This window comes from Robiginitalea sediminis (assembly GCF_002198115.1).
Classification (GTDB): domain Bacteria; phylum Bacteroidota; class Bacteroidia; order Flavobacteriales; family Flavobacteriaceae; genus Robiginitalea; species Robiginitalea sediminis.
Genome location: NZ_NGNR01000002.1, coordinates 529,956 through 554,670 on the forward strand (window position 1 = coordinate 529,956; position 24,715 = coordinate 554,670).

The window sequence follows — 24,715 nt, forward strand, 5'->3', positions numbered from 1 at the left end:
GGGTCGGCCAAAATGCGAAATTAGCCGATTTTTCCAACTCCCCGAGGGTGCTACCCGAGGTTTTCTCAACAGTGGGGGTTAATAACCCTTTCTTCGGTCTATCAGGTTTTCCGGGGGGCGCCCCTCAATCAGGGCCCTGTAGTTCCGGATAACCTGGTCTGCCACAGAATCGGGGTCAGTCACACTGGCCACATGGGGGGTAATCCATACATTGGGGTGCTCCCAGAAGAGATGCTCCCGGGGTAGAGGTTCCTGGTGAAAGACATCCAGGCAGGCGGCGGAAAGCCGGCCGGTATCCAGTGCATCTATCAGATCCTGGTCTACCAGCAAAGGTCCACGGGCCACATTGATGAGGAACGCACCCTGGGGCAGGCCTTCTAAAAGAGATGCAGACAATATTCCTTGTGTTTCCGGAGTAAGGGGTAACAAACAAACCAGGACATCACTTTGTTGCAGGAAGTCCGGCAAGCCCTTAGGGCCGTGGTAGACCTCCACCGAGGCATTTTTTGGTGTCCTTGCCCACCCTTGTACCCGGAATCCGGTCCTGCCTAGTAGCCCGGCTACGGCAGTGCCCAACTGCCCCATGCCCATGATTCCTACACGGAGGTCCTCTATACGGCGATAAGGCGCCGGGTTCCATTTTTTTTGGCCTTTATCCGAAGCGTGAACATAAAGGCCGCGCAGGTAGGCCATTATCTGAGCCAGAACGTATTCTGCCATATCGGAGGCCAGATACGGATCTACCACACGCATCACCGGGATGCCAGGATCCGCATCCGGGTCCTCGAGGATAAAGTCGACCCCTGCCCCCAGGCCCTGTATCCCAAGGAGATTAGGGAAGGCAGACAGGCTGCCTGCCGGATGCTTCCATACGGCTGCCATGCGAATCTCTTCTTTTGGGAAACTATCCTTGTAGTCATAAACCGGGATATCCGGGGCCTTGCTCCGCAGCAGGCTCCGCCAGGCATTTGTTTTATCGTCGTTTCGAAGTACTGCTATTGCCATCGTAATCTCTTAAAGTTGGTCTTCCAGAAACAGGAAGCGTTCCGCATTGGGCCAGCCTGCTTCCCGGACAGTATCCAGAAAGGCCATGACGCGATCCCGGAACTCGGGTAGCATTCCGTGGTGCGATAGATGGGCCACCCACTGGCGGCAGGAATTGTACATACTCTTATAGAAGGCATCCGGACATCTGCGTACCTTTTCGTACCGGGCAGCGGTCTCCAGGTTGAAGGCCATTAGGTCTGCCAGCAGATAGGGGTCCACTCCAAGAGTTTCATACTGCCGGATATAGCGCTGAGCCACCGACCTTCGCGCTTTCGGGCGCCGGCGGCTCTGTGGGAAATACTCCTTTAGTATCCTTGCCTTAGCCTCTTGCATGAGTTTATCTTCCTTAGGATTAAAGGCAAAATCGTAGTATTCCTTAACCCGGGGAAAGCGATCGTAGAGGTCCAGTAACTGCTCAGCAAGGGCTTCGGGGCCCAATCCGGCCAGGTATTTCTTTAGCGCTCTCTTGCTCATAGGGGGTGAAAGATACGCATCACAAACCAAAGGCATCCGCCAGGGCGCAATGGAATCCTAATTCTTCCCAAACTTCTCATAAATATTGTAAAACTACCCTGAAATCCACTTGCAAAATCCCTTAAAAAAGCTTATAATGAGAGAATGTAATTTGTAGAATCTTTAAACGGGAAATCATACATGAGGCAACTTAAAATTGTCAAGCAGGTAACCAACAGGGAATCCAAATCGCTTGACAAGTACCTGCAGGATATCAGTAAAATAGACCTTATTACCGCCAATGAAGAAGTAGAACTCGCACAACGCATCAAACAAGGAGACCAGGCTGCCCTGGAGAAACTTACCAAGGCGAACCTCAGGTTCGTGGTCTCTGTGGCCAAGCAATACCAAAACCAGGGGCTCAAGCTTCCGGACCTGATCAATGAAGGCAACCTGGGTCTGGTAAAAGCTGCCAAGCGATTCGACGAAACGCGGGGCTTCAAATTTATTTCCTACGCGGTATGGTGGATCCGACAGTCCATCCTGCAGGCCCTTGCCGAACAATCTCGGGTGGTCCGCCTGCCCCTTAACAAGATCGGCTCCATCAACAAGATCAAGAAAACCTTTTCCTATCTGGAGCAGGCACACCAGCGCCCACCAACCCCGGAGGAAATCGCCAAGGAGCTGGATATGACGGTAAGTGAAGTGAAGCAGAGCATTAAAAATGCCGGCCGGCACGTTTCCATGGATGCTCCGCTCAGGGAAGGGGAAGAATCCAACCTGTACGATGTGTTGCGCTCCGGGGAATCCCCCAGGCCGGATAAAGGGCTGATGCGCCAGTCTCTCAATGCGGAAATCAACCGGGCCCTGGAAACCCTCTCCCCCCGCGAAGCAGACGTAATTAAACTGTATTACGGGATTGGAGACCACCAGTCCATGACCCTGGCCGAGATTGGTCAGACCTTCGACCTGACCCGGGAACGGGTACGGCAGATCCGCGAAAAAGCCATCCGAAAACTGAGGCACGATTCGCGAAGCCGATTACTAAAGTCTTATTTAGGATAAAAAAAAAGCGGCCCAATGAGGCCGCTTTTTCCAACATACACTAAAACATTAAGAACAGCTAAGCCTGCTGATATTGAAATCCGAGAGGATTTCGTTTAAGGCCTGGATAAAATCCAGGTAAGCCGCGTGGTCTTGATTCTGGTTCGCCATAGTTTTGGGGTTTTAGGAGAAACAGCCGGGAAGCCGGACTATAAATAGTCCAGCTCCGCCAGCTCGTTCACACTTAAGATTTCATTTAATTCCCGGAGGAAATTCAAATATTCCTCCCCGTAGGTATCGTATAGCATGGTAAGTTGGGTTACAATTTACCCCTTCCGCTTTGGGGGTCGGAAGAGATACGTTAAACCTATTCCCTTTCTGCCGCTTCCACAATAAATTGTGGTGAAGCCTTCCGTTTTTGTTGGCAAATCCTACCGCCTGGTGGTCTGTCCCTAGAAGCCTATCTGGTACCGAACCCCTGCCCTGACTGCCAGGAAATACGAACCGGGCTGCAGAACAAACTCCTGCCGGCTTACCCCTATGTGTGCGCGGTAGCGCCGGTCCGTACGTTTTGCGGTAAACTGGTATTCCACCTGGACCTCCTGGCGCTCCACAAAGAACAAGGTCTCGGCCAAAAGCTGTGTCCCGGAATACAATTGCTGAAGTTCGGGGTTGAAACCGTAATTGGCCCGCAGTCCGAGATAGTGGTGCTCATTTTTAAGATACCTGCGTCCAAGAAATTCTCCCGAAAACCCCGGATCTCTATCCCTGAAGAGGCTTACGTAAGGCCTGAAACTCAGGTAGTAGTTGCCGCGGTACAGGCCATAGGAGCCCGTAAGCAGCGTTGCCTTTTGGGCCTCAAAACCCAAATAACGCATACCGGCAGACAGCTCATGGCCCTTGCCTGCATTTGCATAAACCTCCGCCCCGACCCGGTGCTCCGGATAAGTGGGCGCATTGGAATACCCATAATTGAGATAGGCATAAAACTTTTTGGAGAGCCTGGGGTAGGCATCGAGTTCCCACTGTACCCCGTGGGTCTGGAACCGGTGGCTGTAGTTGATCCTGGGGATCAACTTTCCCCATTTAGTATTGCGTTGGTATTCTATGGTCCCATAAACCATGGGGTCGAAACCCTGGTCGAAGGCTTCGAGGGCATTTTCCAGGGCAATAAAATTACTGGGTTCCCCTGTTGCTTCTCCCCTGCTCTGGGTGGCGCCAGTGCGTATTTCTTCCCGCAATTGCTCAATATCCGGGTTCGACCCCAGAAAGGAAAGGGCTTTGTTGGCCAGGCCAAGGGCCAAAGACGGATTCCCGGCATTGCGTTCATTGCGGATGGCTCCCAGCCAGCCCTCCACGGAGCCTCTGTCCCTTGAGATCACCCGGTTAAAGTGCCGGCGTGCCTGCTCGTAATCCCCGTCCCAGCTATAGGTGCTGGCCAGAAGGTTCTCCACATCTGAATATTTGGGATAATCCGCCAGTATTTGTTTCAGGGCTTTCCGCGCAGGTTCGTACTGGCCATTGAAGGCCAGTTCCCGGGCACTGCTCAGAGCCAGATCGGCATCATATGGAGCTGGGGTATCCTGTGCAGGGCTCGTATGTGGCAGGAGGCAAACCAGCCCTAATATGAGAATTGGCAGTACGCGCTTCATTGGAATGTCGTTTGGGTTAGTTCCCGGGTGGGGTTACCCCCTGTGGAATGCTGGCCTGATGGAGCCCCGGAAGCCCGCATTAATTTCTCGGATAGAATTTTGGAATGCGGTAACCGGGTTTGGATAGCCGCTGCCAGGTAACTGGCCTTATAGTTTTTACCCGCCCAATGGTAGACATCCAACAGGGCAGCATACCCGTCCTCATAGACCGGATATTTATTTACCACTTGTTCCAGGATGTCCTGTGCTTCCGCATACCGTCCTTCCCAGGCATGGATCCGACCCAGCAGGATTTCGGTATCCACATGTCCCGGTACTTCAGACAGGATATATCGGCACAGCAAGCGCGCCCGCTCCCTTTCCGAATTAAAAGCCAGGTCCCGTGCAATACTGTAGGCCTTATCGAAATCCGAACCACTGAACACACTGTGGATCCACACCAGTTCTTTTTTCTGTGGCGGGTGGAATAACGGGGGGTAAAGGACACCATCATTGGGCACCAGGGCGTTATCCCGCCATACGTATTCATATCGGGATTGGAAATCCGCTGCCCGGGAGGCAAGGGACTCCCCTGTTTCCGGGGAAGGAGGTGCAGCCTCCCCGGAAGAAATGCCATAGGCCTTGCCATCCAACAGGAGGTGATCCCGGACCCGAAGATCCGCAACCCGACGGATATGATCCATTAATGGGATTTCCAGATCTTTGCGTGGGGTACTGCCTTGTGGCAACTCCCCTCCCATCCAGGGGGTTTCCTTCGGCAGGTCCCAACTGTATTGCTCAGCCAGGGCATACGCCAGTGTGGGTGCCACGTCCAGGTGGGAGGCAGGTGCCTGAAAATCCATGGGCCTGGAGACTAACGGACCAAAAACCAACAGCGGTACCCCATAGGCCATTTGCGGTTCTGAATCGCCCAGTAATCTGGGTCTGTGGCTGCCGGTAAGCACAAAAAGGGTATTCCGATACTCCGGCAATGCGGCCACTGCCTCCATGAATTCCCGAAGCTGCTGGTCGGTATAGTGCATAGCAGCCAACAGGGACTTGTTCCTCCTGGCGACCCGCCGGGTCCTTTCATCCGTTACAGTTTGTTCCAGCTTTTCACCTACTTGCTTTTCGTAGTATTCGGCATCCGGAATTCGGTAGGGTGGCTTGCTACTCAGGGTTTGGAACACATCGAAACGTGGCTCGGTGGCCAGGGGGCGGCTATCCAGATACCGTTGAAAAAGGGCCTGGTCCGGAAATCCTGTGGAAATCCCGGCTGCATCGGCTTCGTGCTCCTGGTACTGCTCCGGGAAGGCTTTACGGTCTGCCAGTTCATCGATCCGCTCTTCGTATAAATACCGGTCCCAGCCAAAGAGGGCACTATTCCCCCCATACTGGAAACTGGTCCGGTACCCAGCTTTTTTGAGCAAGGCATAAAGGCTATGACGGGCAGGCAGGTGTATACCCGGGTGCGTTTCCACCAAAGGCAGGGAGGCGGTCAGGGCCACCAGTGCAGTTGAGGATTCCCGGCTGTTTGCCATAAAGTCGGACCAAAACAGGCCATGTTGCCTGAGGGAATCCATAAACGGGGTAACTGCAGCAAGCGGGGCATTACTTCCTACAAAATCGGATCCAAGGCCTTCTACCACCAACATAACGATATGCGGAGGGTCAGATTTTAATTCCAGGACCTCTCCCAAGGTCCCTTTTCCGTTTCCGGGCCTCCAGAATGGGTTGGGGTCTTCTCCGGAATAGGGCGCAACCCCGGACCACTGGTCGGCAACCGCTTCCAGGATGTACTGAGTCTTGTTTCGGTTCACCGGCCTCTTTTCCGAGAGCAGGGTTGCCAGAAAGAGCGAAAACAGGATAATGGTTGCCGGGTAGAGGTTGGAGATGACCTGATAAAATCGTTTGCTCAGGCGGTAGGCCCCTCGGAACGCCCCTCCAAGGACCACCGCAGCGACGGCAAGCATTATAAACAGCCGTGTCCCGGAATACTGTTCCCCCAGTTGGGATGCCATGGCCGAACCCACGAGTTCATATCGGTCTATGAAGTATTCAGTCAGGATGGCTTCCAGCAGCAGTAACCCTGTAAACAATGCGGCCGAAATCCGGAAACCAAGTCCGGGCTTTTTGCCTTCCAGAATGTTGAAAACAAAGGCTCCAAGGAGGCCGCAGAGTGCAGCAAAACCAAGTTGATGCAGGGCGTGGAGCAACAGGTTGGTATTAAACAGGGTATCCAGGGCGCCTTGTTCGTAGAGGCGGACTTGCTGGTAGGTGGAAAGCAGCAGCAAAGCCGCAAAAAACGCAATGACCAGCCGGATATAATCCCTCAGGAGGCGTTTGCCGGAGGCTGTTTTTGAAGGTTGCTTTACTTCCATGTCCTATGCTTTGGCAAATCCTTTGCGGACCTGGGAACCCCAGCCCGAATTGATTTTGAACAACTTTTTATAATTGCCGCGCACGGCAGACCACACCACAATCGGGTGGAAGGTAAATGGCTCAATAAGGGCACAAAAGAGCAGGATCAGAATGTCTTTGGTGCGCGTATACTGGTTGTAGGACCACACGTCCCACAGGACCGCGTAAAATGAAAACATAATGGCGAAGGCATAGACCATTACGGTTATGGCCAGAAAGAACGACCAGTTGAGGATACCGAGGTAGGCAAACAACAAGATGGAAAAGAAGCCCAGAAACTCCAGTATAGGAGCCAGCCATTCGTAAAAAAACCAATATGGGTAGGAAAGCATTCCCAGCCGTCCGAATTTGGGATTGAAAAACATATCCTTATGCCGGAAAAGGGTCTCCAGGTTCCCCCGGGACCAACGGTCGCGCTGGTTTACCAGGATTTTCAGGTCTTCAGGGACCTCTGTCCAGCACAGTGGGTCCGGGATGTATTCTACCGTATACGGGAGGTCGCGCTCGTGCATATACCGTCTCATGCGGAAGACGATTTCCATGTCTTCGCCCACAGTTCCCGTGTCGTAGCCCCCTATTTCCATAGCAATTTCCCGATCGAAGAACCCGAATGCCCCGGAAATGATCAGAAGACTGTCTATTCGCCCCCAGGCCATACGCCCGAGAAGGAAGGATCGGGTATATTCCAGCAGTTGGAAGCGGGCCAGCCAATTCTTCGGCAGGCGGATTTCTTCGAGAACCCCGCCATCGATCCGGCAACTGTTGGCCACGCGGATTACCCCGCCAACGGCAATCACCCTTTTCCGGCTCCTTTGGTAGAAGGCCTTTACCACATGCAGAAGGGCATCCGGCAAAAGCAGGCAGTCCACATCGATACAACCTACATACTTACTTTCGGACAATTGGATCCCTGTATTCAGCGCATCCGATTTTCCGCCGTTCTCCTTGTCTACCACCGTGAGCTTGGAAAAGGACCGCTGGCGGGATTTGTACACCCCGCGAATGGGCTTAGAGCGCCACTGCGGGTCAATTTCCCGTTCCACACGCTGCAGGTCGTAGGCGTCGATCATTTTCTGAAGGGTGTCGTCCTTGCTCCCGTCATTGACCACCATAACCTCATAATTCACATAATGCAGGGAAAGCAGGGACCGGATATTCTCCACGATGGTAAGCCCTTCATTGTAGGCGGGGGCAATTATGGTAATGCTCGGGGAAAGAGGCGAAGCCATAATGCGCGATATATCGCCCACACTGTTCTTGTTGCGGTAATGGATGGAACTCCTGGAAGACAGGTATCCCATGGCGGTAAAAAGTAGGAACAACACCAGGGTAAACACCAAAAAGACGATGTTGATATACTCCAGCAATATGTCGAAGGCTCCGCTATTCATGGGTCCTTTCCTTTTTAGGTCTCCAAAGCCTGAACCTGCCGAAATTCCGGAGTTGCAGGCCCCGGGCGGGTTTGGTTTCCTCCGGTCCTACTTGTGCCCCGTTGAGTTCCTCCAGAACGGCTGCGGCCTTTTCCCGGATTCTGGCATCCTGGTCTTCCAGCAATCCTCTGAGGAACGCCGCTTCCTTGGGCCCGCCAACAGCGGGAATTTCAGAAAGCAAGATGAGTTTGGATTCCGTGTCGTACTCCCGGATGAATTCCGAGAAAATGCAGAAAGTGCCTTCCTGGTTAGGGGCTGTTTTTTCGGGTTGTGCCGTGAAATATTCCGTTTTAATGGGTTCCGAAAATGACGTTTCATCCTCCGGTTCCCCTGTGAGTCCGAATGCTGGGACAAGGGTTTCGGCTTCCTGTATTTCGAAATCCGTAGCCTGCCTGGACCAGCGCGGCTCAGATGCCTGGTGGGAACCAGCCATTTCTGCTGAATCTTCCGTTACCAATGGGATGAATGACAGGTCAAACGCCGAGCTGGTTCTGGTTTCATGGTGATACCCCTCAGAAGGGTTCCCGGTTTCCGGGACCACTACCTGGTAGTCTACCTCAATCAGTGCGGGTTCCCTATCTGATTGCAGAGATGTCTCCTCTTCAGGTTCATCCTCGACGATATACGGGATAAAGGCAATATCATCTCCGGGATCCTCCTCAGACGGGCCTGCCTGTGTCATAATGGCCCGCAGTTCCTGTTTCAGGCAAAAGTCGAATAAGGCTTCATCCCAGTCGTCCATGGGAATGTGCGCTCCTTGCTCCGATAGTTCGGGCAGGCCGTTGTCTTCAGGTGCCGATGGGGTGGGTTTGAGATTAAACCCTTCGGTTGCCGGGATTTCCTCCGCCTGTACCTCCAATTCGTTGATCTCGGTTTGCCCCTGGAATGTTTGAAGGACTTGCGGTTCCTCCTTCGGGTTTTCCTGAGGAGCAACTGGCTCCAGGGGGTCGATGCCCGCCACAGGCAGGGCACTTCCCGGGACAAGGGTGTTCATTACCGAGCGCGCTTTGGAACGCACTACGAAATTCCCGTCCTGTTCTGAAATTTGTTGTAAAATTGGCAGGTCATGGGCATCCCCAATACTGGAAAGGGCCTCCAGGATCAGAAGTTTCAGCGCTTCTCCCGATTTCCGGAAAATCACCTTCAAGGGGTCCCGTGCCGCTTTAAAACGGAAATCGCGGATACACTCCGCGGCGGCCATCTTTACCATGGTATTCCGGTGTTGCAACAGCCTTATGATGGCCGGCTCCGCATCGTTTTGGTTGTAGTGCCTGATGAGCCTCAGGGCAAAAAGGACCACATCCCGGTTTTCGGAGGTAAGCCAGTCCCGGAAACGAGGGGGGTTATAATCCTCGCGCTGCCTCAGGATTTCAAGGAGTTTAATCTGCTGCCATTCGGATATGCTGTAGCGCGCCGTGTCCATAAAAAAGGAAAGACCTTCTTCCCGAAGGCTTACGGTAGCCAGCTGTGCTTGTTTTCGGATTACCCCCCTTTTGTCGTTAACAAAGGGGCGGATAAGGGTATAGGCCTTTTCGACCTCCATTTCGGTGAGTTCCCTTATGCCCTGGGATACCCGCTCCCAGCGCCAGCTTTTAAGCTTGGTATATGCGTCCTGGTGCAATCCGAGATCCCGGTACAGGCGGAGTAATTTCACGCGGGCAGAACCCGAAACATCTGTCTTTAAGTCCATCAGGACCTCCGATAATATCCGGCGGTTGAACGGATTCTTGAGCAACTCACGGATTTCAATTTTCATCGTGATATAGGCCTCCCGGCCCTCGGCCTCGGTTTCCGGGTCGTAAAACAGGAAATTGCTAATCATGGGGGCCAGTTCGCGCTTGTGCTGGCGGACGGCGGCTTTACGGGCAGAGAGTCTGTTGCGCATCAGGAAGATGAAGCCAAAATACGCAAGGCTGATACTGCCAAAGAGGATTCCTAGGTCCCACAGAAGATTGGTATGGATCTCCGGGGCCTGGAACAGAGGAAGGGGGCGATATGTCCAAAAGGTTTGGGTCAAGCCACCCGTGTTTTCAGTATTTTATGGATTCGAACCATCAGTTCGGAAGGGCTTACCGGTTTTGCGATGAAATCGTCGGCTCCCAGTTCGAAGGCGTTCAGGACGTTGGTCTCATTGCCAGCCGTGGAAATCAGGATTACCGGGATGGAGGATTTGATCTCGTTCCGCAGGTAGTCCACCATTTCAATCCCGGAGAAATACGGCATAAGTACGTCACTCACTACAATATCGGGAAGGGTGCGTTCCAGGGATTCCTTCATGGCACGGCCGTCGGATACCCACTCCACCAGGTAGCCTTCTTTTTCAAGGCGGTAACGGAGCAGGGAAGCGAGCATTTCGTCGTCTTCGGCGAGTAAAAGTCGGGGGTCATTCATCGCGAGTTGCGTTTAATTAGTTGTAAAAAGGCTTGTTCCAATTGAAAATCCAGTACCTGGTAGTCCCGGGAGAGTTCCGCTTCCCACTGACGGATGCGGCCGAGACCGCGCTGCTCACGGCTCAGTTCATGGATTTCTTCAACGGCACGCAGCCAATCGGTTGCATTTATAAGGACAAGGCCGGCTTTTACTTTATGGGCGGCGTTGCGTATTTCCCGGTAATCCGGGTTTTTCATATGTACTTTTAAACGGCCCAGAAACTCGAGCAGATTTGCACGGAGCAGGTCCAGGAGTTCCCGAAGGACCTCGGGGTCTTCCCCGCACTCTGTCCAAAGCCTTTCCAGGGACAGAGAGTCTTCCGAATGCGAATGCGGTTCGGGCGTGAGCGCCTGCTGGCTCCCTGCCACGGCCTTTATAAGGGCTGCCGAAAGCGTTTCCGGGCGAAAGGGTTTCAGGACGATATCGTCAATTCCGGCTGCTTTGCATTTTTGGTCTTCTTCTGCCGAAAAATCGGCGGTTACGGCTATTATGGGTAGGTTTCGGATACGCGGATCCTCGCTGCTGCGGATTTGCCGGCTGGCCTCATACCCATCCATTCCGGGCATGCGCAGGTCCATCAAAACCACATCCACATCCACTTCTTTAAGTAACCCGAGGCCATAGGGACCACTTGGGGCCGGCAAAAAACGGCATCCCCAGGACTTCAGTCGGGTTTCCATTAATTTCAGGTTCAGGCTGTTGTCTTCGAATACAAGGAATCGCTTCCCTTTGAGGACTTCAATGCCTGAAGGGGTGGCTTCTTTTGACGGAACCGCGGTGGCAGTTCCTATTCCATAAGGGATCTGAAACCGAAAGGTGCTACCCCGGCCCTCGCGGCTCATGGCCTTGATGCGACCCCCTTGTTGATGTACGATTCGGTGAACAATACTTAATCCCAATCCTGTTCCCGGAATGACGGAACCTTCGGAATGCCCTCCCCGGAAATAGGGATCGAAAACTCTTGGCAATACCTCAGGCGGAATGCCGCATCCGGTATCGCGGACGCTCACCGTGAGGACAAATTGCTTTTCTTCCACAGCACCTCCGGCCTGAAGCTGAATCTGCCCCTGGCGTGTAAACTTTGCTGCATTTCCCAGCAGGTTGAACAGGACCTGGGTGAGTTTGGCGGGATCCCCCAAAAGGGTGTCGGGGATTGAATCGTTAAAGTCGTATGTTAACCGGACATCCCTTGAACTGAGGATGGGGCGGACCAGGTCTGCAGCTTCCTGGAGCACCTCCCGGGGTCGGAACGCGGTCCGAGCATAGGGTTCAATCCCCCCGTTGAGACGCGAAAACGCCAGAAACTGGTTGATAAGATCCAGCAGGGATTTTGAAGCGGAACGGATAGAACGAATACTTGAGGTTTGCTGATCATCCAGTTCGGATTCCAGCAACAGGTCTGCAAACCCCATAATCCCGTGCAAAGGTGTCCTGAAATCATGACTGACAGAGGTGATGAGCTTTTGGGCCTCTACCCAGGATGCATTCTCACCTTGTTGATCCGAAGTTGCGCCCCCCCAGTACCTACTGTCCAATTCACTGCAGAACGTCTCGAAGCGATTTTTGAGACGCCGCGCTTCTTCGGCAGATAATTCCTCGAATGAATACGCGTCCAGTGCTTCTTTGAGGCCATGTACACGTTGCTGGAGGTCCTTGGATTTTGTTGGCATGGGTTGGTGTTGGTAGGATTTCCCACCGATTTTCGTGATCAGGTGCGCTAAAAATCCCCAAAACACGGCCCTGGTACAAGTAAATGTTCCCTATCTTTCCAATTCTGTTGTCAAACCCGCATAAACGTTGGTTAACCTATGAAGAAATACGCCTCTCCCCTGTCCTTTTTGTGGTGCGCAGTGCTTCTCGTATCCTGTGTCGAAAATAAAAGCCCGGAACCACCGGATCCCACGCAGGAGGCCATGCGCATTCACCAGGCAGTCATGACTGTGGATACGCATGTGGATATCAATGTCCGGAACTTCACGGATTCGGTCAATTATACCCAGCGCCTGGAAACCCAGGTAAACCTCCCCAAAATGGAAGAGGGAGGGCTGGATTTGGCCTGGCTCATCGTCTATACCGGGCAGGACACACTCAGTCCGGAGGGCTATAGCGCGGCGGCGGAAAATGCCATGGCGAAGTTCGATGCCATCCACCGGCTTTGCGAGGAAATCGCCCCGGACCGGATCGGATTGGCCCTAACGGCTGCAGAAGCCCGGGAAATACACGCTTCCGGGCGGAAGGTTGCCATGATTGGGGTGGAGAATGCCTATCCTATTGGAGAAGACCTCGGGAACTTTGAAGTGTACCACCAGAAAGGTGCGCGCTACGTTTCCCTGGCCCACAACGGCCATAGCCAGTTCTCGGACTCCAACACAGGGGAAGCCGATAGTGTTTGGTTATATAATGGTTTAAGTGAAATAGGCAAAGAAGCTGTAAAAGAAATGAATAGACTGGGGATTATGATAGATATTTCCCACCCTTCCCGCGAAGCGGTAATGCAGATGCTAGAGCTTTCCAAGGCCCCTATTATTGCTTCGCATTCCTCTGCCCGGGCGCTTTGCAACCACAGCCGTAACCTGGATGACCAGCAGTTACTCAAGCTTAAGGAAAATGGCGGGGTCGTTCAAACCGTAGCCTTTCCCGCCTACCTGAATACCGAGAAAAGCGAAGCGCGGGCCGCTTATATGCGCGGACTCCGGGAAGCTGTGGCAGATTCCCTCGGCCTGGAGTGGTACGACCGCTCTCAGTTTGCCTCTCTTTCCCAGGAGCAACGGGAAACCCTTATGGAAAACTATCCGAAAGTGCGCCAAATGGCTGATAGCCTTGCCACGAAACGCGGAGACGCCCCACCGGCGGTGAACGTTTCGGACTTTGCTGACCATATAGACTACATGGTAAACCTAATCGGGATTGATCATGTAGGGATCAGTTCGGATTTCGACGGGGGTGGTGGCATAGAAGGCTGGTCCGATGCCTCCGAAACCTTCAATGTAACCCTGGAATTGGTGCGCCGGGGGTATTCCGAGGAGGACATCCGGAAGCTTTGGGGCGGGAATCTGCTGAGGGTATTGGATGAGGTACAGGCCATAGCTGAGGCCTGGGAGGACTAGGCCTTTTCCAACCGGTCCTTTACAAATTCTACCCTCGTTTTCCCATGAGGTGTGGGCTTGCCGTCGGCATCGAGGTTTACCACGATAACTTGGTCTACCGTAACTATGGTTTCCCGCGTCATTTTATTGCGTGCCTCGCACCGCAGGGTCAGGGAGGACGTCCCGAATTTCACCACCTCTATCCCGATTTCAACGATATCGCCACTGTGGGCCGTACTCATAAAGTTGATTTCGGAAATATATTTGGTTACGACCTTCTTGTTTTCCAACTGGATGATGCTATACAGGATGGCCTCTTCGTCTATCCATGACAGGAGCCTCCCACCGAACAAGGTGCCGCTGGAGTTCAGGTCTTCCGATTTCACCCATTTTCTAGTATGGAACCTCATAATCTGTAATTAGCTTACCAAAGATACGTTGCTGCCGTGCTATCCGGACTACATAAGAAGACTTGCCCGACGCTTTTATTAAATCATAAATTATGTTAAGCCGGGGATAAAGTTTTGCTAATTGGACCGCGGTTAATTCGCGGATTCAGTACTTTCCCAATGCCAAAAACCGACACGCCATGTATACCTTCGTCAAATTCCTGCTGATCCTTGCCCTGACCTTGCTTACAAACCTGCTCTAATCCCGGAGAACCCAAAAAAGGATTTATTTCAAGCAATACTACTCTTTGTAAATCATATTATATTATATATCAATATTATATTATAATATATCAAGAGTAATAAACGGTCTTACAATTGGTGAATTCCCGAATCCCCTCTTCAGACAACTCTCTTCCGTAACCCGATTGCCCCACCCCTCCGAAAGGTAGTCTTGGGTCGCTTTTCACCAGGGCATTGATAAAAACAGCTCCTTCGTTCAGTTTCGGGATCAAGCGTCGTGCGCGATCCATGGAGGATGTAAAAACAGACACTCCAAGGCCAAATAGGGTATTATTGCTAAGGGCCGCCGCCTCTTCTTCCGTATCGAATAGGGTTACCGCCAGAAGGGGGCCAAAAGTCTCCTCCTGGAACAACGGCATCTCCGGACTGACATTCCCCACCAGGGTGGGTTCAAAAAAAGCGCCCTCAGACCCACCTCCACGGAGGAGCTCGGCTCCCATATCAAGTGATTTTTCCAGTTGCAGGGCCAATTCCTTCGCTCCGGACGCCCGTGCCAGAACGCCAATAAAGGTTTCAGGATCCAACGGATCGCCGCACCTAAGGGCCTCAATGCGCTTTTGCAACTTGCTTAGAAAGGTTTCGGACACGGATCGTTGCAGCAACAGCCTTTTCCCTGCAATGCAACTTTGTCCGGTATTCTGAAACCGCGCCTGGATACAGGTTTCCAGGGTCTGTTCCAGGTCGGCATCCTCAAAAACGATCAGGGCATTGCTCCCGCCCAGCTCCAGTACCGATTTTTTGATATGTTTCCCTGCCAGGGCACCCACTGCACTCCCGGCCGCAGTACTTCCTGTAAGGCTTACGGCCCGCACTTCCCGGTGCGACAAAACGATTTCCACCTCGGGGCTTCCGATCTTCAGGTTCTGGAAAACCCCTTTTGGAAAACCGGCCTCCAGAAAAGCTTCTTCAATTAACTCCGCACACTTCCAAACATTGGACGCGTGTTTTAGAAGGCCTGTGTTACCAGCCATTAGCGTGGGTGCTGCAAAACGCATTACCTGCCAGAACGGGTAATTCCAGGGCATAACGGCCAGTACCGGCCCCAGAGGCTCATAAGACACATAACTCCTGCTGGCATCGGTTTGCACTTCCCTGCCAGCCAGATGCGCCCCTGCCATGTTTGCATAATACCGGCATACCCAGGCACATTTATCGATTTCGGCCAGGGACTGGGATATCGGTTTGCCTACCTCCATGGTTATGTTCCGGGCATAGAGCTCCCTATTGGCCTGGAGTACGTCTGCCACCCGTTCCATATGTGCCCTTCTGTCCTTTAATGGCCTTACGGCCCAATCCCTGAAGGATACGGCGGATGTTTCAATGCAACGACGTATCGCCCCGGGTTTCAGCGGCTCGAATTCGTAGAGCACTTCGGAGGTATAGGGATTTATAGATTGGACCATGGTAAATGCCTTTGGTTTGGATACCCTAAAGATACGCATCGGCAAATCGCCCGGGAAGATGCATTGTTTATAAAGGCGTTAAAAACTCCTATCCGCCACCCCCCTGCCCGGATTATTAATCGTTACTTTTATAAAAACGCTGCGCCATGAGCCACAGATCGGCAGACCTGCTTCGCATCAGGCCCACCCTAAGCGGGGCAAGCATTACCGCCCAGACTTCCGAGGACGAACGTTTTCAAAACCACACCCTGAGGCCGGTAATTAAGCTACAGAATGACTTGTTGATAGCTGCGTTCCGCAACTATTCCATGAAACACAAAGGGGTGTTCTTCGAACTGGGGCCGGATCGGAAAGCCCGGTATATAGAAAACGCCATCCAGAAGGACATTAAGTTCCGCAATGCCCTAAAAGGCATGATTATCGGGCAGTTTACCCTGGAAGAATACCAGTGCTACACCCGGAACTCATCTGCCTTAAATAAGCGGATGATGCATATGGTCATCGAGCGCCTGAAAGACCAGATGCAACTCATAGACCTTCCTTCACTGGTCCAGTAAAGACCGGCCATCCAGGTCGGTAGTCAGGATTTCGCTCATCAGATTAAACCAGGGCCGTGCGGCCAGGAACAAAGCTCCCACCCTTTGCGGAAATTCGGGGTGCAATACCTCAGAATCTGTGAATTCCCTGACGAATATGAATTGTTTGTGCCGGATCAGGTCGATGTTGTCGGTATCCCGGGTAAAGCCTTTGGGAGCAGTTTTGACTTTATCCCCCTTAAGGTGGCCCCAGGCCGCTGCAAATTCACGATCCTGGATTACCTCCCTGAATTCCTCCCCTTCGTATTGGAGCGCTTTTCGGATGCGCATCAAATCGCGCGGGTTGGGCTGCCAGAACCCAATGGCGGCAAAGGATTCCCCGGGCCTGACCCTCAGGTAGTACCCACCGCGCCTTTCTGCCCCGGCCCGTGAAAAAGAGCAGGCAAAATGAGGGTTAAACGGGGTCTTGTCATTGGAAAACCGAATGTCCCTGTATATACGGAACAATTTTGCTTTCTCTATCGAATCGTGGGTGTTGAGGTCCTCTTCTATCCCTTTGAAGAAATCCTTTGCCTGCTGCTGGCAGGCTTTGAATTCCGATTTATGCGGATGGAACCACTCCCGGGAATTGTTGGCTTTTAGGAGTTTGAGGAAATCGAGAGCTTCTGGGGTGAAAGATTTCAATGGTAATTACGATTAGGAGTAATACAATCCATAGGTTAGGAATGCTAAAGTTACGCAAAACCAAAAACGGCGGTCCTATTTTATAGTTACTTTTGGAAGCAAGCCCATAGGATATGAAAACCCAGGACATCATTTCCCTGATCGAATCCCGAAAAAACAACCCCTGCCTTAAATTCCGGCTAAAGAAGCAAACAGAAGCTTTTACAGACCTGTTGTTCCTGACCCTGTTCGACCAGGAAACCGAGGTAGGCACCAACCTCACTGTGCTTGAAACGCGGTTCCAGGAATTGGTTTCCCTGGCCTGCTGGCACCCCGACAAGCCATGCCGGGAGGTATGGGGCAAATATGTAAAGCTCCTTCCGGAAATCCTGGACAAACTCAACCTGGATGCCAAGGCAATTGCGGACTGCGACCCCGCCTCCCTTTCCCTGGAGGAGGTCTACATGGCTTACCCGGGCTTTTACGCCATTGCTATCTACAGGCTGGCACACGAACTGCATCAAATGGGGTTCCCGCTGGTTCCGCGCCTGATGACCGAATATGCCCACCGTCAGACCGGAGTGGACATAAACCCGGGGGCAACCATTGGGAAGTCCTTTTTTATAGACCATGCCACAGGGGTGGTCATAGGGGAAACCGCCATTATCCGGGACAATGTGAAGATCTACCAGGGGGTCACCCTCGGAGCCCTCTACGTGGCCAAACAACTCGAAAACACCAAGCGACACCCGACCATAGAGGATAATGTGACCATCTATGCGAATGCTACCATCCTCGGAGGCGAAACTGTGGTGGGGGCCAATTCCATAATTGGGGGTAATGCCTGGCTGACTACCTCGGTCCCTCCGAATTCCAAGGTATTTCACACCCCGGAAATCAAAATCAAGACCCAACATGCCCGCTGATCTCGCTTCCCTGATCGGGAATACCCCCTTGGTACAGAGCCGCAGCCTTGTACAAAAGTCAGGGGTAAAACTCTATTTTAAGCTGGAAGGGCAAAACCCCGGAGGCAGTGTCAAGGACCGACCGGCCCTGAACATGATCCGCAGCGGTCTTGAACGTGGTGAAATTCATCCTGGCTCAAAACTCATTGAAGCCACCAGTGGAAACACCGGGATCGCCCTGGCTATGATTGCCAGGCTTTACAATCTCCATATCGAATTGGTCATGCCCGAGAATGCCACACGGGAACGGGTACAGACCATGAGGGCCTATGGTGCCAGCGTGGTACTTACCCCAGCGGAAGCCGGCATTGAAGGGAGTCGGGACTACGCTGAAAAGAAAGTCCGGGAATCCGGGTACCAGATGCTTAACCAGTTTGGAAACCCGGACAACTGGAAGGCCCACTACTTTTCCACGGGGCCTGAAATCTGGGCCGATACCCAAGGGCAGGTTACCCATTTTATAAGCTCTATGGGCACCACGGGAACCATAATGGGGACCAGCGCCTTCCTGAAGGAAATGGATCCCAATATCCAGATAATCGGCGTTCAGCCGGATGACCACTCGAGTATTCCTGGTATCCGGAAATGGCCCGAAGCCTACCTGCCCAAAATTTACGATCCTACCCGTGTAGACCGCATCCTGGAGGTGACCCAGGACGAGGCTGTGGCCATGAGCCGCAGACTTGCCTCCGAAGAAGGGATATTTGCCGGGATGAGTAGCGGGGGCGCTGCCGCGGCCGCAGAACGGCTGGCGCAAGAATTGGACGAGGGGGTACTGGTATCCATCGTCTGCGACCGGGGAGATCGGTACTTGTCTTCCGACCTGTTTGAACAGTAGGACCTGTTTCGTAAGGGAGTCAGAGGTTTACAGCCATCCTTTCCTGCGGAAATAGACCAGCATACCTATTAAAAGGGCCAGCATGAGCCCCAGCACAAAGAAGTATCCGTGCTCCCACTGCAGTTCGGGCATATAGCTGAAATTCATCCCATAAACACCCGCAATAAAGGACAGAGGAATGAAGATGGAGGCCATAATGGTGAGCACCTTCATCACCTCGTTCATCCGGTTACTCACACTGCTCATATACATTTCCATAAGGCTCAGAACCATTTCCCGCTGTATTTGCAGGGTTTCATAAATCTCCGTGGCATGGTCCAGGGCATCCTTAAGGAATAACCGCGTATCCTGGGTAATCAGGGGAGACTCGGTCTGTATCAGACGGTAGACGATATCCTTAACCGGTACAATAAACCCTCTAAGGGAAATAATCTCCCGCCGCAGCTGCTGGATCTGGTAGGCGGTTTGCTGCGTGGGCTGGTCGAAGACCTCGTGTTCCAGGGTGTCTATTTGTCTTTCGGTGGCCTCCAGGACGAGAAAATAATTATCGATTATGGCGTCCAGGAGGGCGAAAAACAGGTAGTCTGCCCCCCTGCTGCGGATCCGGCCCGATTTCTCCTCGATGCGCTTGCGGACCCCATCGAAAACATCGTGTTCCACTTCCTGGAACAGATAAACCCGGTTTTGGGTAAGGACTATCGCCATGTGTTCCTTTACCACCGCCCCTTCCGGGTTGAGGTAAAGCATTTTAAACACCCCGAAAATATGGTCCGGGTATTCGTCTACCTTGGGCCGCTGCTCGGTATTGGTAATATCTTCCACAACCAGGCTGTTCAGGCCAATTTTACGGCCCAGCGCGTCCATTAAGGCCTCATCGCTTACCCCGATGACATTGATCCATTCCGTGGTACCTTCCAGCCCTGTACCATTGAGCTTGGGCAGGTTCTCTACTTCGGATGCCTCATAGTGGTCCTCCCCAAAAACAATCTTTTCAATCCGGGTTTGCTGTCCTTCCCGGTTGCCCATATATATGATGCTTCCGGGTGCCTTCCCCAATTTCTTATGCCGGCGGCTTGGGAGTACTTTACGGATTTTAGGACTCATGATCTTTCGCTTTGCCATGTTTACAATTTAGGGTTTTTGGTGATGGGGTCAAACCGGGTTTCACACAAATGCAGGCCGGAAGCGGGGGTGATATGGGTGGGTTTCCAGTCCGATTTCCCTTCCAATACCCCAGAGAGGACTTCCCGGCCAATGACCCCGCGCCCCACATCTACAAGGGCGGCCATCATCAGGCGCACCTGATGTCTGCCAAAACCGGAAGCGGTTATTTCAAACGCATAGGTTTTTGGGGGCATAAAGGATGCCTTAATAAAGGTATTGGGCAGGATGCGACTTTTCTCAACAGTCCTCGTAAGCTTTCGCTTGGCGTTGGCCTCCCCGGCTGTAAAGGCTTCAAAACAGTGCGTCCCTTCGAACAAGGGGGCAGCCTCCTGCATAGATACCAGGTCCAGCTCCTCCCTGAAAAAACCCAGAAAAGGGGAACAGTAAGGATGACAGGGTGCTCCGTAGGCAAACAAATAGCGGTAGGTCTTTTGGCGGCAATCCCGGATGACATTGAACGACTGAGCAACCGGGTATATTTCCACCAGACGGATATCCGGGGGAAGGTTCTTGGTCAGGTCTTCCCGCAGGAGATCCAGGTCGGGCTCGGGACCATCCTTTATCATTAGTTGTAAGGCGAAATCTTCGCTGGATACCCGGGCATCGGTCCTGCCTGCCCCCAATATTCTGAAGGTGCGCCCGGGAAGGATAAAACGCACGGTTTTCCGAAGCATACCCTCCACTGTCTGAACCCCTGGCTGGTGTTGCCAACCATGGTAGCGGAAGCCCAGGAACTGGATGCGCATTACATAATAATGGAGAGGGGGTGGGTCCATGGCATTCTTCCTTTCTCACTCAAAGGTACTTAAAACATGACTGGCTCTCCCCGCATGAAACAGCATTGTTCCCCTCTTGGGGACGCATTTGTTCCGGTAAGTGTACCTGGACATAGGTGTCTACAAGTGGGAAGGAAAACCTGCCCTAGCAGATTCCTCACCACAGGATAAAGACCGTTTACAACATTCGCTGCCGTTCGTCGAATCGTCTGAAATATTCAAAATGGGGAGGCGTTCTGGTATTGAAACAAAAGTTCCCAAACGGTGCGACCCCACACACGACCTTCATTCCTGACCGCATTGGTGCCCTGGAAAGCCTGTTTTTATCTCAGTGCGATCCTGCTGCCTGTACTGATTGTCTTTGGCTTTTACGGATTGTATTCCAACCAGTTTTACCTGCTGAAGATAGATAATTATATTTTCCCGGTACTTACCGTACTGCACTATGTGTACCTGTATGCCATTTCCTTTAAGATCCGGGAGGGAGAGTATCCGGACCTGCCGCTTCGCAATGTGGAATACGGCATGTATGCCCTGCTGATTATCTATGTGTTCAAGTGTGCAGACACGGCCTATATCCTGTCGAGCTATGCCGATTACAGTGCCCATATTATCCCGGACACTTTTTTGCCCGTAGGAAGCCTGATCCTGGCGCTCCAAATCCTGTTGGTACTCCTTACCCTAACCACATTCCAGCACCGGAAGGAACGGGTTGGCATCTACGATTTCGACCAGATTAATGAAAATATTGATTCCTGGCCTTAAGCGGCCCGGAATCCATTTGTTGTGGCGAGAAAACCCCCGAACACCCCCGGGGGTTTTTCTTTTTCAAAGCCCCCGGATGTAGTTCCCGTACAAGTCCTTGAACTGATACCCGTCCGAGAACCTTCGCTTACTTAGTTTTTCGTGTGCTACCAACCCCCAGAGCAGCAATTCCATAAGGAAGTAACGCGTCTGGGAATCGGCCTCAGGCTGGTGGGCATCCATCAACTTTCCTAAGGGTGCTACACTGTCCAGCAGGTCCCGGTAGGCCGAATCGCTTAAGTCGTCGTGCAATTCCAGGCCTTCACCTTCGAAAAACCAATGCACCAGATCGTCGTAGGGAGAAGGCACATCTTTGTGCTCCAACTTCCGGATTTCGGGAAAATACTCAGTGAAACTGGACTTTACCGCCTCTTCAATCAGGTGCTGCGCAACCGCGTCGGCACCTTCCTGCTCCCCTTCGTATACCAATTCGATTTTACCTGTAACGGCAGGGATAACACCCATAAAATCTCCCAGTCTGACCCAGGTCTCCGACTCCCCGTTGCGGAGCATACGCCGCTCGGCCGTGCTCACCAGGTTTTCCAGGGCCGTAATACTGGTGCGGGCGCTAACCCCGCTTTTGCGGTCCACAAAGTCGCTTTCCCGTGCCTCAAAACTGATTTGCTCCAACAAGTCGCGGGCGGGATCCGCAAGGTGGATCCCCCTGGCCTGGCTCTCCGTAAGCCCCGCTTCCTGCTCGGTAATGCGGCGGGCTGTTGCAATATCCTCCGGATAATGCGTGAGAATCTGAGAGCCGATCCGGTCCTTCAGCGGGGTTACAATACTACCCCTGTTTGTGTAGTCTTCCGGGTTGGCGGTAAAGACAAATTGCAGGTCCAGGGGCAGGCGGACCTTAAAGCCGCGTATCTGGACATCGCCCTCTTCCAGGATATTGAAGAGCGCCACCTGTATGCGCGATTGCAAATCCGGGAGTTCATTGATACAGAAGATACAGCGGTTGGCCCTGGGAATCATCCCAAAGTGGATGACCCGGTCATCGGCGTAGGAAAGTTTCAGGTTGGCAGCCTTAATCGGGTCTACATCGCCTATGAGATCGGCAACGGTAACATCCGGCGTCGCCAGCTTTTCATAGAAGCGCTCGCTGCGGTGTACCCAGGCTACAGGGGTTTTATCTCCCAGCTCGGCCACGGTTTCCCGGGCAAACCGGGATAAAGGGCGAAAGGGGTCGTCGTGGATTTCAGACCCTTCCACTTCCGGCATCCACTCATCGAGCAACCCTACCATGAGGCGGGCCATACGGGTTTTGGCCTGTCCGCGCAACCCCAGCAGGTTGATGTGATGGCGCGAAAGCAAGGCTTGTTCCAGTTGGGGGATCACCGTATTTTCATACCCCCAGACCCCTTCAAAGGCGGGCTGGTTTGCCTGGATCCGGGCAATCAGGTTTTCACGGATTTCGTCCCGGATAGGGCGAGGAGTATACCCCGAAGCTATAAGCTCCCCCAGGGTTTTGATTTTTGGCGGTTCCGAATGTCTTTCGTTCATAGCGTAAATATTATCCCCGCAAGCGTTTTTTGCGGTTGGTCTCATAGTCTTCAAAAATCATTTCCCCTAACCCCTTAAGCCCTGTAAAGAGGGCCTTGCCTTTGTTGGCCTCGGTAAAATGCCGGACGAACTGCATGAGGTAGGGGTCGCGGGCAATCATAAAAGTAGTGATGGGGATATGGAGTTTACGGGCCTGACTGGCCATGTTGTAGCACTTCTCCACGATAAACTCATCCAGGCCTACACTGTTCTTATAATAGCTGCCATCCGGCAAGCGCAGACAGGAAGGCTTGCCGTCTGTAATCATAAAAATCTGTTTATTGGTGTTGCGCTTACGACGCAACAGGTCCATGGCGAGCTGAAGGCCCGCCACCGTATTGGTGTGGTAGGGCCCTACGGTAAGGTACGGCAATTCCTTTACGCTAATGGGCCAGGCATCATTGCCAAAAACCAGGATGTCGAGGGTATCCTTGGGGTAGCGGGTGGTGATGAGTTCGGCCAGGGCCATGGCTACTTTTTTGGCCGGGGTTATGCGGTCTTCCCCATAGAGGATCATGCTGTGGCTGATATCGATCATCAGCACTGTACTCATCTGTGCCTTAAAGTGGGTGTCTTCCACTACCAGGTCACTTTCATCGAGCCTGAAACTATCCATCCCATGATTGACCTGTGCATTGCGCAGGCTCTCAGTCATGGAGATACTTTCCAGACTATCCCCGAAACGGTAAGCCCTGAAATCGCCCGTATGCTCATCCCCTGGTCCTGCCTTGCCAGTGCGGTGGTCGCCACTGCCGCGGCGCTTGAGTTTGCCGAAAATCTGGTCCAAGGCGCGTTGGCGGAGCATCCGCTCTAGTTTTGGGGTCATACTGAGGTCCCGGTCTGTGGGTTCCCCTTCCCCCTCACCTTCGGGGCCGAACCGGGGTTCTTCCCGCAAAAAGCCCTTGGCTTTGAGGTCCTCTATGAAGTCTTCTATGGTGTAGGATTCGTCGGTGAGGCTGTACTCCTCGTCCAGTTGCCGCAACCAATCCAGGGCCTCGTCCACATCGCCCGAAGTATGGGTAATCAGTTCCTGGAAGATATCGAATAGCTTATCGAAGGGGCTCTTTTCCGGAGCCTCGTAAGCCGTAAAGCGGAATCCTGTTCTTCTCTCCATAGCCTGATCCTAAAAATACGACAATTGGAGGCCAGTGCGAAAACCGTTTGCGAAATCTTAACGACTTTCCCGGTGCCGGGCTTCCAGCACCCCGAGGACGTCTTTCAGGGTAAAACCTTTGGCTTGCAGCAGCACGAGCAGATGGAATACCAGGTCGGCACTTTCTCCCAGGAAATGATCCGGGTTATTATCCATGGCCTCAATAACCGTTTCCACAGCCTCCTCCCCTACTTTTTGGGCTATTTTGGGGACCCCTTTTTCAAAAAGGGAGGCTACATAACTGTTGGACTCCGTTCCCAGGGATGCTTTTCGTTGGGCAATAACCGCTTCAAGTTGTGCCAGGAAGGCATGGCCGCTATGGTTTGGCTGGGACCAGCAGGTGTCTGTACCGGTGTGGCATACCGGCCCCTGAGGGCGGGCCTTTACCAGGAGGGCATCCCCATCGCAGTCTATGAGGTATTCCACAAATTCCAGGTAGTTGCCACTGCTTTCCCCTTTTGTCCAGAGCCGCTGCTTGCTGCGGCTGTAAAAAGTGACACGTCCTGATTCCCGGGTTTTCTCCAGGGCTTCCCGGTTCATGTATCCCAGCATCAGTACAGTGCCCGTGTCTGCATCCTGTATAATGGCGGGGACGAGTCCCCCGGATTTATCATAATCAATCGCTCTCATAGGTTCT

Annotated in this window: 22 protein-coding genes; 6 read left to right on the forward strand and 16 right to left on the reverse strand. The window is 52.8% G+C overall.

Annotated elements, in window-relative coordinates; all coding sequences use genetic code 11:
• Positions 1-78: 78 nt before the first annotated feature.
• A complete protein-coding gene (locus CA832_RS08565; protein WP_088341160.1) occupies positions 79-1,005 on the reverse strand; it encodes a 2-hydroxyacid dehydrogenase in 927 nt (308 codons plus the stop codon).
• 9 nt (positions 1,006-1,014) lie between these two features.
• On the reverse strand, positions 1,015-1,521 hold the full coding sequence (locus tag CA832_RS08570; protein ID WP_088341161.1) for a DUF6155 family protein: 507 nt from the start codon (positions 1,519-1,521) through the stop codon (positions 1,015-1,017).
• A 180-nt stretch (positions 1,522-1,701) separates the two neighbouring features.
• Between CA832_RS08570 and CA832_RS08575 the strand changes: the two genes are divergently transcribed.
• Positions 1,702-2,565: a sigma-70 family RNA polymerase sigma factor gene (locus CA832_RS08575; protein WP_088341162.1), complete on the forward strand. Its 864-nt coding sequence runs from the start codon at positions 1,702-1,704 to the stop codon at positions 2,563-2,565.
• Between the two features lie 431 nt (positions 2,566-2,996).
• Here CA832_RS08575 and CA832_RS08580 read toward each other — a convergent pair whose 3' ends face one another.
• Genes CA832_RS08580 through CA832_RS08605 form a run of 6 tightly spaced genes read right to left on the reverse strand, consistent with a single transcriptional unit; the run spans position 2,997 to position 12,126 of the window.
• Positions 2,997-4,196, reverse strand: a complete 1,200-nt coding sequence (locus tag CA832_RS08580) for a YaiO family outer membrane beta-barrel protein (RefSeq protein ID WP_088341163.1) — start codon at positions 4,194-4,196, stop codon at positions 2,997-2,999.
• Positions 4,193-6,556 (reverse strand): sulfatase-like hydrolase/transferase, encoded by a 2,364-nt coding sequence (locus CA832_RS08585; RefSeq protein WP_088341164.1) that lies wholly within the window; start codon positions 6,554-6,556, stop codon positions 4,193-4,195. The genes CA832_RS08580 and CA832_RS08585 overlap by 4 nt, the downstream gene beginning before the upstream one ends.
• 3 nt (positions 6,557-6,559) lie before the next feature.
• The gene (locus tag CA832_RS08590; protein WP_088341165.1) at positions 6,560-7,987 is read right to left on the reverse strand and encodes a glycosyltransferase family 2 protein; all 1,428 of its coding nucleotides are present in this window, start codon (positions 7,985-7,987) and stop codon (positions 6,560-6,562) included.
• Entirely contained in the window at positions 7,980-10,043 is a 2,064-nt protein-coding gene (locus CA832_RS08595; RefSeq protein WP_088341166.1) for a HEAT repeat domain-containing protein, read from the reverse strand. The genes CA832_RS08590 and CA832_RS08595 overlap by 8 nt, the downstream gene beginning before the upstream one ends.
• Positions 10,040-10,417 (reverse strand): response regulator transcription factor, encoded by a 378-nt coding sequence (locus CA832_RS08600; RefSeq protein ID WP_088341167.1) that lies wholly within the window; start codon positions 10,415-10,417, stop codon positions 10,040-10,042. Before CA832_RS08600 ends, CA832_RS08595 begins: the two co-directional genes overlap by 4 nt.
• Positions 10,414-12,126: an ATP-binding response regulator gene (locus tag CA832_RS08605; RefSeq protein ID WP_143542358.1), complete on the reverse strand. Its 1,713-nt coding sequence runs from the start codon at positions 12,124-12,126 to the stop codon at positions 10,414-10,416. The genes CA832_RS08600 and CA832_RS08605 overlap by 4 nt, the downstream gene beginning before the upstream one ends.
• 138 nt (positions 12,127-12,264) lie before the next feature.
• Between CA832_RS08605 and CA832_RS08610 the strand changes: the two genes are divergently transcribed.
• Positions 12,265-13,563 (forward strand): dipeptidase, encoded by a 1,299-nt coding sequence (locus CA832_RS08610; protein WP_088341169.1) that lies wholly within the window; start codon positions 12,265-12,267, stop codon positions 13,561-13,563.
• On the opposite strand, the gene CA832_RS08615 is transcribed toward CA832_RS08610, so the two are convergent.
• Together CA832_RS08615 and CA832_RS08620 are read right to left on the reverse strand one after the other, a co-directional pair.
• On the reverse strand, positions 13,560-13,952 hold the full coding sequence (locus CA832_RS08615; protein WP_088341170.1) for an acyl-CoA thioesterase: 393 nt from the start codon (positions 13,950-13,952) through the stop codon (positions 13,560-13,562). The genes CA832_RS08610 and CA832_RS08615 overlap by 4 nt on opposite strands.
• Positions 13,953-14,284: 332 nt before the next feature.
• On the reverse strand, positions 14,285-15,637 hold the full coding sequence (locus CA832_RS08620) for an NAD-dependent succinate-semialdehyde dehydrogenase (RefSeq protein WP_088341421.1): 1,353 nt from the start codon (positions 15,635-15,637) through the stop codon (positions 14,285-14,287).
• A gap of 146 nt (positions 15,638-15,783) precedes the next feature.
• Here CA832_RS08620 and CA832_RS08625 point away from each other — a divergent pair, with 146 nt between their 5' ends.
• The gene (locus CA832_RS08625; protein WP_088341171.1) at positions 15,784-16,194 is read left to right on the forward strand and encodes a glyoxalase; all 411 of its coding nucleotides are present in this window, start codon (positions 15,784-15,786) and stop codon (positions 16,192-16,194) included.
• Here the strand turns inward: CA832_RS08625 and CA832_RS08630 are convergent.
• Positions 16,180-16,857, reverse strand: coding sequence for a DUF2461 domain-containing protein (locus CA832_RS08630; protein ID WP_088341172.1), 678 nt, complete (start codon positions 16,855-16,857; stop codon positions 16,180-16,182). The two genes, CA832_RS08625 and CA832_RS08630, sit on opposite strands and share 15 nt — an antisense overlap.
• 113 nt (positions 16,858-16,970) lie before the next feature.
• Here CA832_RS08630 and epsC point away from each other — a divergent pair, with 113 nt between their 5' ends.
• Together epsC and cysM are read left to right on the forward strand one after the other, a co-directional pair.
• Complete coding sequence (gene epsC, locus CA832_RS08635; protein WP_088341173.1) at positions 16,971-17,762, forward strand: serine O-acetyltransferase EpsC; 792 nt, start codon at positions 16,971-16,973, stop codon at positions 17,760-17,762.
• Entirely contained in the window at positions 17,752-18,639 is an 888-nt protein-coding gene (gene cysM / locus CA832_RS08640) for a cysteine synthase CysM (RefSeq protein WP_088341174.1), read from the forward strand. The genes epsC and cysM overlap by 11 nt, the downstream gene beginning before the upstream one ends.
• Positions 18,640-18,666: 27 nt before the next feature.
• Here cysM and corA read toward each other — a convergent pair whose 3' ends face one another.
• Together corA and CA832_RS08650 are read right to left on the reverse strand one after the other, a co-directional pair.
• Complete coding sequence (corA, locus tag CA832_RS08645; protein WP_088341175.1) at positions 18,667-19,761, reverse strand: magnesium/cobalt transporter CorA; 1,095 nt, start codon at positions 19,759-19,761, stop codon at positions 18,667-18,669.
• Positions 19,762-19,763: 2 nt separating this feature from the next.
• Entirely contained in the window at positions 19,764-20,579 is an 816-nt protein-coding gene (locus tag CA832_RS08650) for a tRNA pseudouridine synthase A (protein ID WP_088341176.1), read from the reverse strand.
• Between the two features lie 264 nt (positions 20,580-20,843).
• On the opposite strand from CA832_RS08650, the gene CA832_RS08655 reads away from it, so the two are divergent.
• Positions 20,844-21,344: a hypothetical protein gene (locus tag CA832_RS08655; RefSeq protein ID WP_233131774.1), complete on the forward strand. Its 501-nt coding sequence runs from the start codon at positions 20,844-20,846 to the stop codon at positions 21,342-21,344.
• 63 nt (positions 21,345-21,407) lie between these two features.
• On the opposite strand, the gene CA832_RS08660 is transcribed toward CA832_RS08655, so the two are convergent.
• The 3 genes from CA832_RS08660 to hisIE are packed head-to-tail and all read right to left on the reverse strand — an operon-like array spanning position 21,408 to position 24,708.
• Positions 21,408-22,886, reverse strand: coding sequence for an AAA family ATPase (locus CA832_RS08660; protein ID WP_088341177.1), 1,479 nt, complete (start codon positions 22,884-22,886; stop codon positions 21,408-21,410).
• Positions 22,887-22,896: 10 nt separating this feature from the next.
• Positions 22,897-24,039 (reverse strand): vWA domain-containing protein, encoded by a 1,143-nt coding sequence (locus tag CA832_RS08665; protein WP_088341178.1) that lies wholly within the window; start codon positions 24,037-24,039, stop codon positions 22,897-22,899.
• 57 nt (positions 24,040-24,096) lie between these two features.
• Entirely contained in the window at positions 24,097-24,708 is a 612-nt protein-coding gene (hisIE, locus tag CA832_RS08670; RefSeq protein WP_088341179.1) for a bifunctional phosphoribosyl-AMP cyclohydrolase/phosphoribosyl-ATP diphosphatase HisIE, read from the reverse strand.
• Positions 24,709-24,715: the final 7 nt, after the last annotated feature.

Excerpts from the sequence above, each read along its gene's own strand:
- CA832_RS08620 (WP_088341421.1), bottom strand. The coding sequence starts at position 15,637 with ATGGTCCAATCTATAAATCCCTATACCTCCGAAGTGCTCTACGAATTC.
- CA832_RS08580 (WP_088341163.1), bottom strand. The coding sequence starts at position 4,196 with ATGAAGCGCGTACTGCCAATTCTCATATTAGGGCTGGTTTGCCTCCTG.
- CA832_RS08625 (WP_088341171.1), top strand. The coding sequence starts at position 15,784 with ATGAGCCACAGATCGGCAGACCTGCTTCGCATCAGGCCCACCCTAAGC.
- CA832_RS08615 (WP_088341170.1), bottom strand. The coding sequence starts at position 13,952 with ATGAGGTTCCATACTAGAAAATGGGTGAAATCGGAAGACCTGAACTCC.
- CA832_RS08590 (WP_088341165.1), bottom strand. The coding sequence starts at position 7,987 with ATGAATAGCGGAGCCTTCGACATATTGCTGGAGTATATCAACATCGTC.
- corA (WP_088341175.1), bottom strand. The coding sequence starts at position 19,761 with ATGGCAAAGCGAAAGATCATGAGTCCTAAAATCCGTAAAGTACTCCCA.
- CA832_RS08565 (WP_088341160.1), bottom strand. The coding sequence starts at position 1,005 with ATGGCAATAGCAGTACTTCGAAACGACGATAAAACAAATGCCTGGCGG.
- CA832_RS08660 (WP_088341177.1), bottom strand. The coding sequence starts at position 22,886 with ATGAACGAAAGACATTCGGAACCGCCAAAAATCAAAACCCTGGGGGAG.
- epsC (WP_088341173.1), top strand. The coding sequence starts at position 16,971 with ATGAAAACCCAGGACATCATTTCCCTGATCGAATCCCGAAAAAACAAC.
- CA832_RS08600 (WP_088341167.1), bottom strand. The coding sequence starts at position 10,417 with ATGAATGACCCCCGACTTTTACTCGCCGAAGACGACGAAATGCTCGCT.
- CA832_RS08650 (WP_088341176.1), bottom strand. The coding sequence starts at position 20,579 with ATGGACCCACCCCCTCTCCATTATTATGTAATGCGCATCCAGTTCCTG.
- CA832_RS08575 (WP_088341162.1), top strand. The coding sequence starts at position 1,702 with ATGAGGCAACTTAAAATTGTCAAGCAGGTAACCAACAGGGAATCCAAA.
- CA832_RS08605 (WP_143542358.1), bottom strand. The coding sequence starts at position 12,126 with ATGCCAACAAAATCCAAGGACCTCCAGCAACGTGTACATGGCCTCAAA.
- CA832_RS08585 (WP_088341164.1), bottom strand. The coding sequence starts at position 6,556 with ATGGAAGTAAAGCAACCTTCAAAAACAGCCTCCGGCAAACGCCTCCTG.
- CA832_RS08665 (WP_088341178.1), bottom strand. The coding sequence starts at position 24,039 with ATGGAGAGAAGAACAGGATTCCGCTTTACGGCTTACGAGGCTCCGGAA.
- hisIE (WP_088341179.1), bottom strand. The coding sequence starts at position 24,708 with ATGAGAGCGATTGATTATGATAAATCCGGGGGACTCGTCCCCGCCATT.
- CA832_RS08610 (WP_088341169.1), top strand. The coding sequence starts at position 12,265 with ATGAAGAAATACGCCTCTCCCCTGTCCTTTTTGTGGTGCGCAGTGCTT.
- CA832_RS08570 (WP_088341161.1), bottom strand. The coding sequence starts at position 1,521 with ATGAGCAAGAGAGCGCTAAAGAAATACCTGGCCGGATTGGGCCCCGAA.
- cysM (WP_088341174.1), top strand. The coding sequence starts at position 17,752 with ATGCCCGCTGATCTCGCTTCCCTGATCGGGAATACCCCCTTGGTACAG.